14 protein-coding genes are annotated in these 12892 nt (G+C 68.4%); 6 read left to right on the forward strand and 8 right to left on the reverse strand.

Going from position 1 to position 12892, the window contains the following annotated elements:
• Positions 1-36: 36 nt before the first annotated feature.
• From ACRYA2_RS03895 to ACRYA2_RS03915, 5 genes are all read right to left on the reverse strand, one after another.
• On the reverse strand, positions 37-930 hold the full coding sequence (locus ACRYA2_RS03895) for an alpha/beta fold hydrolase (protein WP_433624396.1): 894 nt from the start codon (positions 928-930) through the stop codon (positions 37-39).
• A 147-nt stretch (positions 931-1077) separates the two neighbouring features.
• The gene (locus ACRYA2_RS03900; protein ID WP_433624398.1) at positions 1078-1929 is read right to left on the reverse strand and encodes a UbiA family prenyltransferase; all 852 of its coding nucleotides are present in this window, start codon (positions 1927-1929) and stop codon (positions 1078-1080) included.
• Positions 1930-1995: 66 nt separating this feature from the next.
• The gene (locus tag ACRYA2_RS03905) at positions 1996-3117 is read right to left on the reverse strand and encodes a pyridoxal phosphate-dependent aminotransferase (protein WP_433624400.1); all 1122 of its coding nucleotides are present in this window, start codon (positions 3115-3117) and stop codon (positions 1996-1998) included.
• 70 nt (positions 3118-3187) lie between these two features.
• Positions 3188-3346, reverse strand: coding sequence for a hypothetical protein (locus ACRYA2_RS03910; RefSeq protein WP_433624402.1), 159 nt, complete (start codon positions 3344-3346; stop codon positions 3188-3190).
• A 48-nt stretch (positions 3347-3394) separates the two neighbouring features.
• Positions 3395-4141, reverse strand: coding sequence for a proteasome assembly chaperone family protein (locus tag ACRYA2_RS03915; RefSeq protein WP_433624404.1), 747 nt, complete (start codon positions 4139-4141; stop codon positions 3395-3397).
• A 114-nt stretch (positions 4142-4255) separates the two neighbouring features.
• Between ACRYA2_RS03915 and ACRYA2_RS03920 the strand changes: the two genes are divergently transcribed.
• Together ACRYA2_RS03920 and ACRYA2_RS03925 are read left to right on the forward strand one after the other, a co-directional pair.
• Entirely contained in the window at positions 4256-5161 is a 906-nt protein-coding gene (locus ACRYA2_RS03920) for an RsmB/NOP family class I SAM-dependent RNA methyltransferase (protein ID WP_433624406.1), read from the forward strand.
• Entirely contained in the window at positions 5158-5667 is a 510-nt protein-coding gene (locus ACRYA2_RS03925; RefSeq protein WP_433624408.1) for a DUF7122 family protein, read from the forward strand. Before ACRYA2_RS03920 ends, ACRYA2_RS03925 begins: the two co-directional genes overlap by 4 nt.
• Here ACRYA2_RS03925 and ACRYA2_RS03930 read toward each other — a convergent pair.
• Positions 5664-7166, reverse strand: a complete 1503-nt coding sequence (locus ACRYA2_RS03930) for a DUF790 family protein (protein WP_433624410.1) — start codon at positions 7164-7166, stop codon at positions 5664-5666. The two genes, ACRYA2_RS03925 and ACRYA2_RS03930, sit on opposite strands and share 4 nt — an antisense overlap.
• Positions 7167-7242: 76 nt before the next feature.
• On the opposite strand from ACRYA2_RS03930, the gene ACRYA2_RS03935 reads away from it, so the two are divergent.
• On the forward strand, positions 7243-7635 hold the full coding sequence (locus ACRYA2_RS03935; RefSeq protein ID WP_433624412.1) for a hypothetical protein: 393 nt from the start codon (positions 7243-7245) through the stop codon (positions 7633-7635).
• A gap of 44 nt (positions 7636-7679) precedes the next feature.
• Here ACRYA2_RS03935 and ACRYA2_RS03940 read toward each other — a convergent pair whose 3' ends face one another.
• Together ACRYA2_RS03940 and ACRYA2_RS03945 are read right to left on the reverse strand one after the other, a co-directional pair.
• Positions 7680-9050 carry a DEAD/DEAH box helicase gene (locus tag ACRYA2_RS03940; protein WP_433624414.1) on the reverse strand — a complete coding sequence of 457 codons (1371 nt, stop codon included), beginning with the start codon at positions 9048-9050 and terminating at the stop codon, positions 7680-7682.
• Positions 9051-9074: 24 nt separating this feature from the next.
• Positions 9075-9833, reverse strand: coding sequence for a DUF2797 domain-containing protein (locus tag ACRYA2_RS03945; protein WP_433624416.1), 759 nt, complete (start codon positions 9831-9833; stop codon positions 9075-9077).
• Positions 9834-9992: 159 nt separating this feature from the next.
• On the opposite strand from ACRYA2_RS03945, the gene ACRYA2_RS03950 reads away from it, so the two are divergent.
• From ACRYA2_RS03950 to ACRYA2_RS03960, 3 genes are all read left to right on the forward strand, one after another.
• Entirely contained in the window at positions 9993-10124 is a 132-nt protein-coding gene (locus ACRYA2_RS03950; RefSeq protein WP_433624418.1) for a hypothetical protein, read from the forward strand.
• 203 nt (positions 10125-10327) lie between these two features.
• A complete protein-coding gene (locus ACRYA2_RS03955) occupies positions 10328-11488 on the forward strand; it encodes a S8 family peptidase (RefSeq protein ID WP_433624420.1) in 1161 nt (386 codons plus the stop codon).
• A 112-nt stretch (positions 11489-11600) separates the two neighbouring features.
• Complete coding sequence (locus ACRYA2_RS03960; RefSeq protein WP_433624422.1) at positions 11601-12803, forward strand: S8 family peptidase; 1203 nt, start codon at positions 11601-11603, stop codon at positions 12801-12803.
• The last annotated feature ends 89 nt before the right edge of the window (positions 12804-12892 follow it).

The following is a 12892-nucleotide window of genomic DNA, read 5'->3' on the forward strand; positions in this document are numbered from 1 at the left end:
GCGCCGTTCACGACGGTACCCGGGACGCGGGCAGTCTCATTCCGCGGTCCGCAGGAACCTAGTCAGCAGCTCGTTCACGCGCTCCGGTTGGTCGTTCTGTACCCAGTGGCTCGCGTCCGGCAGGCGTTCGACTCGCAGGTCGGGCACCCACCGTTCCAGGCCATCCGTCAACTCGGTACCGAGCGCGGGGTCCCGTTCGCCCCAGACCAGCAGCGTCGGTACGGCGACGGTGGGCGACTCGCGGCGGTCGCCGAGGAGCGCGCCGACCTCGCGTCGCACCTCGTCGCGGAACGCCGCACGGTAGTAGTTGATCGCGGCCCCGAGCGCGCCGGGACGGCAGGCGGCCTCGCGGTAGCGCCGGAGGTCGCGTTCGTCGAAGGCGTCGGGGGTCGCCGCACTGCCGCGGAGCATCTCCGGAATCGCGGCGCAGTCGCGCGAACCGAGCAGGGCCTCCGGCAGCCACGGAACCTGGAAGGCGAACATGTACCACGACCGGCGCAACTGCTCGGGCGTGCGGACGACCTCCCGGAACCGGCCGGGGTGGGGTGCGTTCAGCGCTCCGAGTCGGTCGACTCGCTCGGGGTAGCGGATGGCGACCGACCAGGCGACGACGCCGCCCCAGTCGTGGCCGACGACGTGGGCCGCGTCCGAACCGAAGTGGTCCAGCAGGCCGACGACGTCGCCGACGAGTTCGTCCATGCCATAAGCGGAGACGCCGTGGGGTTTCTCGGAGGCGTTGTACCCCCGCATGTCCGGCGCGACGACGTGGAATCCGGCGTCGGCGAGCGCGGGCAACTGGTCGCGCCACGAGTACCAGAACTCCGGGAACCCGTGGAGGAGGACGACGAGCGGGTCGTCGGCGTCGCCGGCCTCGACGTAGTGGAGGCGAATGCCGTCGACCGACGCTTCTCGGTGAGTCCAGGCGGCCATACCGACACCGAAGGACGTTCGACGGTTAAGCGTTGACGCCGCGGTAACGGACGGTCCGTCTACCACCGGGCCGTCCGTCGTTCGGTCGTCGTCCGGACGTCGGTGCACGACGCCGGTCCCGTCCGGCCCGGTCGTCGCGGGCCCGCTTCAGGAGAGCGGCCGGAACCAGACCGCGAAGAGCAACAGCGCGAGGAAGACGTACGACCCGCGGACGAGCAGCATCGTCGCCAGTTCCGGGTCGGCCCGGCGGGCGACGACCGCCACGGCGGCGAACCCCAGCACCGCGAGCATCGTACTCGGCGGGAACACGGCCGCGAGGGCGAACGCCACGACCGCGACGAGCGCGAGCGCCATGAGGGCGTACGCCGTCGTGCGCGCTCGCTCCCGGCCGAGCGCGACCGCGACGGTCCGCTTCTGGATGGACCGGTCGTACTCGAAGTCCTGTGCATCGTCGATGACCTTCACGCCCGACAGCAGCACGAGGAAGACGGCGGCGAACGCGACCGCCACGGGAGAGAGCGCACCGGCCTGGACGTAGGAGCCTCCGACGATCGCCAGCGCGATGCCGAGTGGATAGCCCGACGTGGCGGTGACGGGGTTCGTGTCCAGTTGCGGAGCGTGGAAGTAGCCGATGAACCAGGTGGGCAGCGTGAGAGCCACGCCCCCGGGGTTCGCGAGTACCCACAGCGCGGCGAGGCAGGCGAAGAACAGAGCGGTCGCGCCGACCAGCGCGAGGACGCAGCCGCGTCGGGTCAGCGGGTGGTCGTCGTCCTCGCCGCGGCCGTAGAAGTCGACGTAGCCGTCCTTGACGTGCGCCGTGTAGACGGCGCTGAAGATGGCGACAGAGTGGACGAGTCCGACGAGGAGCGACGTCTCGCCGGCGAGAAAGGCACCGAACCACGAGCAAGCGACGGGCGGGAGCATGAAGACGGGATGCACCTGCGAGGCCAGCGCCTGGAGGGCGGACGACGCACCATTGCTCCGCCGGGAGATGGACATACGGACGTATGACGGGCGCGACGGAAATAAAGTCTCAGGCGGACGCGTTGGGCACCGCGGGCGGACTCAGCGAACCGCGTTCGCCGCCGCGTCCATCGCTTCCAGCGCCGTCTTTATCTGCTCCGTGTCGTTCGCGTAGGAGATGCGAGCGTAGCCCGCGCCGCGCTCGCCGAACGCCTCGCCGGGGACGACGATGACGTCGCGGTCGAGCACCTCGTCCACCCATCCCTCGGGCACCTTCGGCATCGCGTAGAACGCGCCGGAGGGCGTCGGCGTCTCCAGGCCGGCGTCGGCGAGGCCGTCGAGCAGCACGTCGCGACGCCGTTCGAACGCGTCGACCATCTCGTCGACGCAGCCCTGCGGTCCCGAGAGCGCGGCCTCGGCGGCGTACTGCGCCGGGGCGCTCGCGCACGCCTGGACGTACTGGTGGACCCGGAGCATGCGCTCGGTGCGGCGCTCGCTGGCGGCGACCCAGCCGAGTCGCCAGCCGGTCATCGAGTAGGCCTTCGAGCAAGCGTTCACGACGACGACGTTGTCCGTCTCGGCGAACTGCATCGGCGAGTAGTGCTCGCCGTCGAAGACGATGTGTTCGTACACCTCGTCGCTGATGCAGAGCACGTCGTGCTCGTCGGCGATGCGCGCGAACTCTCGCATGTCTTCCTCGCTCTGGACGGCACCGGTCGGGTTCGCCGGGCTGTTGACGACGAACGCGGCGGTGTCGTCCGTGATGGCGTCCTCGACCGTCGCGGGGTCGAGCGTGAGGTCCTCCCGGAGCGCGACGGGGTTCGGCTCGCCGCCCGCTATCCTCGTCAGGGCGTCGTAGGAGACGAAGCCGGGGTCCGGAAAGACGACCTCCTGGCCGGGGTCGACGTGTGCCTCCATCGCCAGGTGGAGCGCCTCGCTGCCGCCCGCCGTGGCGATGACGTTCTCGGGCGGGACGGCGATGTCGTTGTCGCGGTCGTGTTTGGCGCTGATGGCCTCGCGGAGCGCACGGGTGCCCTTGTTCTCCGTGTAGGCGTCCGCCTCTCCCGCCTCGATGGCTTCCCTGGCCGCCTCCCGGGCGTGGCTCGGCGTCGGAAAGTCGGGCTGGCCGATACCGAGGTTGATGGCGTCCTCGCCCGCCGCCTCGAACACTTCTCGAATACCGCTTATGGAAACCGCTTCGACCCTGTCCGAAAAGCCTGTCATACGTCCCTGACGACGTAGCCGCGGGGGATAATTGTTCGTGTGGGGTTCGTGAACGCACCGCTCGGCGGCGTCAGTCCTCGGCTCCCTCGACGGCGGCCCGGAGGTCGTTCAGCCGGTCGTCGAGCATCGACAGCGCGGCGTCGGCGTCCACATACCCCTGGTCGTACTCGTCGTACACCGCGTCGGCGTCCTGCAGGAACTGCTCCACGGCGTCTTCGAAGTCGGTCATACCCGAAGCGAGGGGATTCGCGGGGAAAAGTGCGCCGTCTCGCGGTCGTCACTGGAACATCTGCAGCGGTTGCGCCTGCGAACTCTCGTCGGTGTCGGCCTGCTGCATGCGCTGGGCGAGCTGCTCTTTCTGCTCTCGAATCTCCTCCGCGCGCTCGACCAGGTCGTCGGTCGGCACGTCGATGTCGGTGAGACGGGAGATGCCGTCCTCGATGAGCACCCGGGCCGCCTCGGGGTCGGGGAACCGCGGGTCGCTCTGGACGATGAGGCCGACCGCGTCGAGGTCGGCGTCGGCCGCGTCTGCGAGCAGCGCGCCAGTTGGGCCGCCGACCGCGCCGGCCTCCGGCGGCGTGCCGATGTCGTGTTCGTCGAGCAGGTCGCCGCCCGCGCCGGTGGCGACGCCGTACAGGTTCGGCACCTGTCCGGCCTCCTTCTGGTGGGGCAGACCGCTCATGAACAGCGGCGTGGCGTCGTGGTTCAGCATCCAACTGACGGCGCAGTCGGCGAACTGCGGCGCTGTGTCGGCCGAGACGGGGACGTCGCTCTTCAACGCCACGAGGTCGCGTTCCTCGTCGGCGTAGAGGCGTACGGGCGGTTGCAGGTCGCGGTCCCCCTCGTCGTAGACGGCGATACGAGGCAGCCCCTCGCAGTCGAAGCTGGCGTAGTAGGTCATCTCGCACTTCTCGACGATGTGGTCGGTCGCTATCTTGCCGACCAGACCGAGTCCGGGCAGGCCTTCGACGAGCGTCGGCGAGTCCAACTCAACGTCCTCGGCGACGATGGTAACGCCACTCATGGCTCGAGATACGGTGCGTGTCCGCTTAAAACCGGGGTGTGTATTGGCAGGCTAGAATCCGGACCGAGCCTCCTTCCGAAACCCACAAGCGGCTCTCGCCCACACGTCGGGGCGATGGACGTACTGGAGCGGTACGAACCGATAATCGACGACTTCGAGGCGTTCCGTGCAGCCTGCGAGCGCCCGCTGCCGTCCGTCGTCCGGGTGAACACCATCAAGGCCACCCCGGAGCGGGTTCGGCGCGCGTTCGACGAAGCGGGGGTCGAGTGGCGGGGTCGCGAGTGGAACAACGCGGTGCTCGAAATCGACGCGAGCCCGGGGACGACGTGGCCCTCTTTCCACGGCTGGAGCCACGGCCAGGAGGAGGTGTCGGCCATCCCACCCGTCGCGCTCGACCCGGCCCCCGGCCAGCGCGTGCTCGACGCCTGCGCCGCGCCCGGGGGGAAGACGACCCAGCTCGCCGCGCTGATGGACGACGAGGGACTCGTGGTGGCCAACGACAACAACCTCGGTCGTCTGTCCGCGCTCCGGTTCAACACCGAGCGCCTCGGCGTCACCGCCGCGCCGGTCACGAACCAGGACGCCCGGAACTTCTCGCTGAAGGAGTTCCCCTTCGAGACGTTCGACGCCGCGCTCGTGGACGCCCCCTGCTCCTGCGAGGGGACGATACGGAAGAATCCCACGACGCTCGACGACTGGAGCGAAGGTCACGTCCGCAGCGTCGCCGGCGTCCAGAAGGGCATCCTCCGACGGGCGATACAGGCAACCCGCGAGGGCGGCGAGGTCGTCTACGCGACCTGCACGTTCGCCCCCGAGGAGAACGAGGCCGTTGTCGACCACGTGCTCGACGCGGAGGACTGCCGACTCGCCGAGTTCGACGTCGGCCTCGACTCCGCCCCGGGCGTCACGGAGTGGAATGGCGAGGAGTACGACGAGAGCGTCCGGAAGGCCCGGCGGTACTACCCGCACCACAACGACACGGGCGGATTCTTCTGTGCCAAACTGGAGGTGGGCGCGTGAGCGACCCCACGAACGACGGCCAGCGGTTCGACCGCCTGCCGGCGACGAGCGACGAACGGCGCGTCGAGGGTCGCGCCACTCGCCGGGAGGTGCTCGACTGGTGGGACGAGCGGTTCGGCATCGGCCCCGAGACGTTCGAGAACTACTCGTTCTGGGAGAAGGGCAAGGGCAAGATATGGATTCTCCGGGGCGACCTCGACTCGCCGGTTCGCGTCGAGGCGCTGGGGATGACGTTCCTGCGCACGCGCCAGGAGCACTGGAAGCCGACGACGAACGCCGTCCAGCGGTTCGGTCGGGACGCGACGAGAAACGTCGTCGAACTCGACCGCGACGCCGCACGGCGGTTCGCCAGCGGCGAGGACCAGGAACTAGAGTGGGACGGCGACTGGGGCTACGTCGTCGCCGCCCACGAACTCGCGGGCGCGACAGAACCGCTCGGCGTGGGACTCTACCTGCGGGGCGAACTACAGTCGCTCGTCCCGAGCGGTCGCCAGCGGGACATCTAATCCTTCTCGCGCACCGTCCCGCCGCCCAGGCCCTCCCACTCGACGGCGTAGCCGAGATCGGCGAGGAGTGCGCTGGCGTCGTCGATGCCACGCTCGGCAAGCAGGGTCTCGACCTCGGAGAACGCCATCCCGTCCGCCAGTTCGTCGGCGAGCGATTCGAGCAGCGCGGGACGAACCAGCGTCCGGCCGACGCGCTCGTGGTCGGGGAAGGTCTTGTCCTCGACAGCCGCCTCGCTCACGCCGTACTCCGCGGCGAGGTCGGCGACGGTCGCGGCGTCGGCGTCCGGGACGAGTTCCGCCGGGAGGTCGGCGGCGCTTTCGGCGACCAGTTCGTCCTCGTACCGGCGCAGCGCGTCGCGCACGTCCTTCACTCGAATCGTCCCGGAGTAGGGAATCGCGCGGTGGTCGCGGGCCGCTATCTCCTCGCCGACGCCGAGGCTCTCGTCGACGGCGACCAGCAATCGCTCGTCCGTCGCATCGAGCTGGGAGAGCTTCTTCTCGACGTACTCGGGCGTCCAGAAGCCCATCACCTCGAAGAAGACGCGGAACTCCCCGTGGGGCCAGTCGAACGCGAAGTCCGGAATCATCACGCGCGCCCCGGCTTCCAGCGGTTCGGGTTCGCGCACCAGTTCCCAGTCGAGGTCGAGCGCCTCGAACCGGGCGGCGAAGTCGGCCTCGACGCCGCTGTCGAACGAGACGCCCGCGACCGGTTCGGTGGCCGGCACGCGGACCGGGTCGGCCTCGGAGAGGACGAGTTCGCGCTCGGTGCCGTAGTCGTCGACCGTCGCCACGAGTCGCCACTCCGCCGCCTTCGCGACGGTCCGGAGCAGTCGCGCGAACCGGGTGCCGTAGCGCCGGGTCGAGCGGAACAGGGCGTCCGGACCGGTTACGACCACCTCGCGGCCGTCCCCTGTCTTCCGTATCTCGTACATCAGCCGCAGGCGCTTGACCGCCGAGACCAGTGCCTTCGGGTCGGACGTCCGAACGCGGAGTTCGGTGGCGTCGAACAGCGCCGTCTGGGCCAGCGAGAGGTTGTACTGGGCGACGAGTTCCTCGGGGTCCCAGCGGGACTCGAAGTCGGCGAGCACCTGGCGCTCGTCGAGGTCGGCGTGCAGCGAGTCTGCGAGGTCGTCCGGGGACGCGTCGAGGCGGTCGGCGGCCCGCCGCAGTGCGGTCGTTCGGTCGCTCTCGGTAACGACGCCGACCGCCTCCGCGGCCTCGAAGGTCACGCGTCGGGCCCGCTCCGGCGGGACGGCAGACCGCGTCTCGAACGTCGCCTCGCGTTCGAGGAGTTTGGCGAACCCCCGGACGAGTTTGAAGTCCTCCGCGTCGGCTTCCAGGTCGGCGAGCGCCGCGTCCAGCGCCAACCGCGGCTCGTCGACGTGGCCCTGGTAGGTGCCGAGGACGCGGGCGGCCAGCGGACGGTGTCCGCGGTCGGCGAACTGGGGGTGGTAGCCGCCGCCGGCGCGCGACACCCGGAGCAGGTCCTTCGTCAGCACGGCGGACGGTAGGGACGGCGACTACAAAAGCAATCTGAATGAGAAGATTCATTCCGACCGAATCTCAGGGTAGGGTATGCGCCGACGCGACGCCCTCCAACGGCTCGGTCTGGTCGCCGTCCTCGGGTCGACTGGCGGCTGTGCAGCCATCCTCGAAGGCGGACAAGAGAAGAAATCCAGCGACGACGATCCGAAGCGCTCGGGAAGTCTCGAAACGATGAAGATTCTGGGACCGCGCAAGGGCGAGAACGACAATCTCGTCGTCGCGACCGAGATCAAGAACCACGGCGAGAAGAAGTCCTCCGCCACGCTCGACGTCACCGTCGAGATAGACGACACGGTTCACAACAGGGACCACCGGGTGACGGTGCCGGGCGGCGAGCGGAAGGAGGTCGAGGTTCCCCTGGAGGTCAAGTACGCCAAGTACGAGAACGCGGACAAGCGAAGCATCAGCCTGGACCTGCAGTAGTCGCCCCTCGCCGGACCTCTCCCCCACCACCTCGCTGTCTCCGTCTATCGCCGCCGTTCCGCGACCCGTTCTTCCGCCGTCTCCTCGCTCACGACCTCGTACAGCAGCGCTCGGCCGCCGTCCGTCTTCGGCCGGAGGACGCGTCCGAGCCGCTGGGTGAACTCGCGTTCGCTCCCGCTGCCGGAGAGGAGGACGGCGACGTTGGCGTCCGGCACGTCGACGCCCTCGTCCAGGACGTTCGAGGTGACCACCCGGGAGTACTCCCCTCGCCGGAACCGCTCCAGAATCTCGCGGCGCTCGGCGGTCGGCGTCTGGTGGGTGATGGCGGGGAGGAGGAACCGCTCCGAGAGCCGGTAGACGAGGTCGTTGTGCGCCGTGAAGACGATGACGCGGTCCTCGCGGTGGCGGTCCAGTATCTCCGCGAGCGTCTCGACCTTCCCCTGGCTGTTCATCATGAGGTCCCGGGCCCGCTGCTTGGCGAGGAGCGCCTCCCGGGCCTCGGGGTCGCTGCCGGAGCGCTTGACGAGTTCTTGGTAGTCGCTGCCGCTCCGCATCCGGATGTCAGAGCGCGCGAGGTAGTCCGTGAACACCTCCTGTTCGGCCTCGTACCGCTCGCGCTCCTCCCCGGTGAGTTCGACCGTCAGGCGCTTGACGTCGTACGGCGCGAGGTGGTCGCCGGCCAGTTCGTCGGCGTCGATGGCGTACACCTTCGGTCCGACGAGGTCGGCGACCACCTCGTGGGCACCGTCCGGGCGCTCGAACGTCGCGGTGAGTCCCAGCCGCGCCGGGGCGGCGAGCAGGCGCGCTATCTCGCGGTACCCCTCGCCGCCGAGGTGGTGGATCTCGTCGAAGACGACGAGACCGAACCGGTCGCCCACGTCGTCCGCCCAGAGGTACGCCGAGTCGTACGTCGCGACCGTCAGCGGTTCGACCCGCTGTTCGCCACCGCCCAGCTGGCCGACCGGCACGTCGAACTCGGCTTCGAGTTCGCGTCGCCACTGGTCGAGTAGGTCGAGCGTCGGGACGACGACGAGCGTCGCCGTTCCGAGACGTTCGATGGCCTTCACGCCGATGACGGTCTTGCCGCTACCGGTCGGCAGTTCGAGCACTCCACGGCGCGGACGCCGCGTCCCGTCGGCGTCCTCCTCCCACGCCGCGAGCGCGTTCGCCTGGTACTCCCGGAGTTCGTAGTCCGAGCGGAGGTCCGGGAGGTCGGGCGCGTCGAGCACGCGGTCGTCGAAGGCGACGCCGTTCGCACGGAGGGCGTCGCGGAGGGCGGCGTACCGAAACGCGGGAGCACGGTAGGTCTTCGAGCGCGGATCCGTGTCGACGAACGGCAGGTCCTCGACGGGGAGGTCGCGCTCCGCCTCGACCCGGACCGTGCCGCCCTCGAAGGCGAGTGTCACGTCGGCCACGTCGAAGAATCGACGTCGCGCGGCCTAAAAGGTGCCGAGGCTGGCCTGGAGGCTGCGGTCGGTCGCACCCACCCGGAGTTCGTACCCCACGAGGTCGCGCATGTCGACGGCGTAGGTGGTGCCCGCGCGTTCGAGAACGAGGATCCGTCCCTGCGTCCCGACGACGGTGCCGCTGGCGAGCGTCTCCGCGACCGGTCGCGCGTTCAGGTCGAGGCCGTAGTCGAAGGCGAACGTGTCGAGGGGGGAGAAGTCGGCGAGCGCGTCGGCCCACGCGTCGTCGTCCACGTCGCGGTGGAGGGTCGCCACCTTGTCCGGTACGCGCACGCGGTCCGGAAATCGGTCGGCCAGGTCGGACTCTATCTCGCGGGCGACGCGGCCGTTCGTGACGGTCCGCAGGTGGGCCGCCCGGTCGGCCCCCTGCTCGCGGAGGCGCGTGTCTAGTCGCCACTCGCGGGTGACGCCGACCTTGAACGTCGTCGGGGCGAACGCCGCGAGGTAGACGGCGTGGTCCTCGTGACAGTCCATCTCGTCTTTGAGGCAGGTGCCGGTACAGCGCGCACAGACCCACGTGCTGGTGTGGGCGTCGCAGTAGGGCGCGTCCGGTCGGTCGCAGGCGACGTGGTCGTCGTCCCCGAGCGTCCCCGCACAGTGGCGCTCGCCGAGCGTGTACGACAGTTCGGTGCCGGAGTCCAGTCGCTCGCGGGAGAGCGTCCCCGCGTCGCTCACGAGCAGGGCTGGCGACCGCTCGTCCGCCGCACCGGTGTCGTACCCGACGATTTGCACGCCTCCCGGTAGGTGGCCGCGGGTAAAAAACGGTCCGCTCCCGGCGTCCCGGTGCCTTTCAACTCCGCGTCGGGATGAACGCCAGTTGAAATTGAACGCTATCGGGATATTTGAACCAAATGAAAATATTTTAATAAAGCGCCGTCGTCGCTGCCGACCGTGGTTTTTGATAACGAGGGGCGCTGCCGAGACGTCGGCGAGGCGAACGTCGGTTACGACGGCGAGAAGGGTTGCGACGCGGCGCTGGCGGTGGTCGGGGGCGACCACGAGGACATGCAGTTCGGCCAGTAGACGTCGCGCTCCAGGCGGTTGACTCGCCGGTCGGTCAGGATACGGTAGTCGCAAACGACGACGAAGTCCGAACGCTCGGTGCCTCTCGTCCACGGGTCGAGCGACCTACGCCGACGACCGGCATCGTATTCTAATTCACCTAATAAAAATAACAAGTTTTCCAAGGAAATTTTAAGTTGGTGCGATATATTGTAGCTATTGGCATGGTAAAGAAAGCCAATGGTGTTTCGCGGCGGAACGTACTGAAACTGGCAGGCGGGTCGCTGGCGACGGCGACCGCTAGCGGACTCGCGGCGGCCAAGCCCGACGACACCGTCGAGGTGAACGTCGGATTCAGCAACGAACGGGGCCTCTCGGCCGCGCGGAACGAGGCGGACGACGTGGTGCGGGAGTTCGACTCCATCGACGTCGTGACGATTCGCGCTGCGAAACGGGCGGCGACCGCACTGGAGAACAATCCGAACGTCCGCTACGTCGAAGAGAACGGGACGATGCATGCACTCGCGGAGACCGAACCGTGGGGCATAGAGCGCGTCGACGCCGACGTTGCTCACCGCAACGGCGAGACCGGCAACGGTGCCGACATCGCCATCCTCGACACCGGCATCGACTCCGACCACCCGGACCTGCAGGCCAACCTCGGCGCGGGTAAGGCGTTCGTCGAGTGCAAGGGCAGCCCGACGCTGTGCCGGTACACCTGGGACGACGACAACGACCACGGCACCCACTGCGCCGGCATCGCGGACGCCGTGGACAACAGCGAGGGCGTCGTCGGCGTCTCGACGGAGGCGACCCTCCACGCCGTGAAGGTACTCGACAAGAACGGTAGCGGGTCGTACTCGGATATCGCGGCCGGTATCGAGTACGTCGCCGACCAGGGCTGGGACGTCGGCTCGATGAGCCTGGGTGCCAGCTCGGGGTCCCAGGCACTCAAAGACGCCGTCCAGTACGCCCAGGGCGAGGGCGTGTTCCTCGTCGCCGCCGCCGGCAACGACGGCCCGTGTACGGACTGCGTCGGCTATCCCGCCGCATACTCCGAGGTCGTGGCTGTCAGCTCGACCGACAGCAGCGACGTGCTCTCCGGCTTCTCCTCGACCGGTCCGGAGGTCGAGATAGCCGCGCCGGGGACGGACATCTACTCGACGATTCCCGGCGGTTACGACACGTTCTCCGGCACGTCGATGGCGTGTCCGCACGTCGCGGGTGCCGCCGGCCAGCTGATGGCCGACGGTGCCACCAACTCCGACGCCCGGAGCACACTCAAGAACAACGCCGAGGACATCGGCCTCGCGTCGAACGAATCCGGGTCGGGCCTGCTCGACGTGGCGGCAGCGCTCGGTCTCGACTCCAGCGACGATACGTAGCTAGAGCCGTTCTTCCGCCAGACAGACCTTTATTTCTGGAATTAGTAAGTTCATATATTATCTAGAATCTTGAGATAATCTTTTACTGTAAGAGTTCGTTGTAGGGAGTGGCATGGTGAATAAAGCCAATGGTGTTTCACGGCGGAACGTACTGAAACTGGCAGGCGGGTCGCTGGCGACGGCGACCGCTAGCGGACTCGCGGCGGCCAAGCCCGACGACACCGTCGAGGTGAACGTCGGATTCAGCAACGAGCGTGGTCGCGCTGCGGCACGGAAGCAGGCGGACGACGTGGTGCGGGAGTTCGACTCCATCGATGTCGTGACGATTCGCGCTGCGAAGCGGGCGGCGACCGCACTGGAGAACAATCCGAACGTCCGCTACGTCGAAGAGAACGGGACGATGCAGGCGCTCGGCGAGACGCTGCCGTGGGGCATCGACCGGGTGGACGCCGAGGTCGCCCACGCCAACGGTGAACTCGGTTCGGGGGCGGACGTCGCCATCATCGACACCGGCATCGACGACGACCATCCCGACCTCCAGGACTATCTCGGTTCGGGCAAGGCGTTCGTCGACTGTGGCTCCGGTGGGTTGACCGGTAGTTGTTCGTTCTCCGGCAACAGCAACGCATGCAACTACGCGTGGTCCGACGACAACGACCACGGCACCCACTGCGCCGGCATCGCCGCCGCCGACGACAACAGCGAGGGCGTCGTCGGCGTCGGCCCCGACATCACCCTGCACGCTGTGAAGGTGCTAGACTGCGGCGGCAGCGGGTCGTACTCGGACATCGCGGCCGGTATCGAGTACGTCGCCGACCAGGGCTGGGACGTCGGTTCGCTGAGCCTCGGCGGCTCAGACTCCCAGACCGTCCAGGACGCCGTCGAATACGCCTACAACAAGGGCGTCTCGCTCGTCGCGGCGGCCGGCAACGACGGCCAGTGTACGGACTGTGTCGGCTACCCCGCCGCGTACCCCGAGACCATCGCGGTGGCGTCCTCGAACCAGAACGACGAGCAGTCCAGCTTCTCCAGCCAGGGTCCCGAAGTCGACGTCATCGCGCCTGGCACCGACATCTACTCGACGGTGCCCAGCGGCTACGACACCTTCTCGGGGACGTCGATGGCGACGCCGCACGTCGCCGGGGCCGTCGGCCAGCTGATGTCGAACGGCTCGTCGGCCCGCGACGCGGAGGACACGATTCTGAGCACGGCCAAGGACCTGGGCCTCTCCAGCAACGTCCAGGGCCAGGGGCTGCTCGACGTGGCCGCCGCACTGGGGCTGGACTCCAGCGACGACAACACCAGCAACAACTGACGAGACGTCGTCTCCGCGAACCTTCCGATTACCCCGCGCTTTTTGCACTCCGACTGTCCTCCGTAGACGACACGCTTATCCGCCGGAAC

It is taken from the genome of Halomicrococcus pelagicus (assembly GCF_050954125.1).

What these genes read in the sequence shown, in the direction of transcription:
- ACRYA2_RS03915 (WP_433624404.1), bottom strand. Translation starts at nt 4,141, where the DNA reads ATGAGTGGCGTTACCATCGTCGCCGAGGACGTTGAGTTGGACTCGCCG.
- ACRYA2_RS03920 (WP_433624406.1), top strand. Translation starts at nt 4,256, where the DNA reads ATGGACGTACTGGAGCGGTACGAACCGATAATCGACGACTTCGAGGCG.
- ACRYA2_RS03895 (WP_433624396.1), bottom strand. Translation starts at nt 930, where the DNA reads ATGGCCGCCTGGACTCACCGAGAAGCGTCGGTCGACGGCATTCGCCTC.
- ACRYA2_RS03935 (WP_433624412.1), top strand. Translation starts at nt 7,243, where the DNA reads ATGCGCCGACGCGACGCCCTCCAACGGCTCGGTCTGGTCGCCGTCCTC.
- ACRYA2_RS03900 (WP_433624398.1), bottom strand. Translation starts at nt 1,929, where the DNA reads ATGTCCATCTCCCGGCGGAGCAATGGTGCGTCGTCCGCCCTCCAGGCG.
- ACRYA2_RS03905 (WP_433624400.1), bottom strand. Translation starts at nt 3,117, where the DNA reads ATGACAGGCTTTTCGGACAGGGTCGAAGCGGTTTCCATAAGCGGTATT.
- ACRYA2_RS03960 (WP_433624422.1), top strand. Translation starts at nt 11,601, where the DNA reads ATGGTGAATAAAGCCAATGGTGTTTCACGGCGGAACGTACTGAAACTG.
- ACRYA2_RS03955 (WP_433624420.1), top strand. Translation starts at nt 10,328, where the DNA reads ATGGTAAAGAAAGCCAATGGTGTTTCGCGGCGGAACGTACTGAAACTG.
- ACRYA2_RS03910 (WP_433624402.1), bottom strand. Translation starts at nt 3,346, where the DNA reads ATGACCGACTTCGAAGACGCCGTGGAGCAGTTCCTGCAGGACGCCGAC.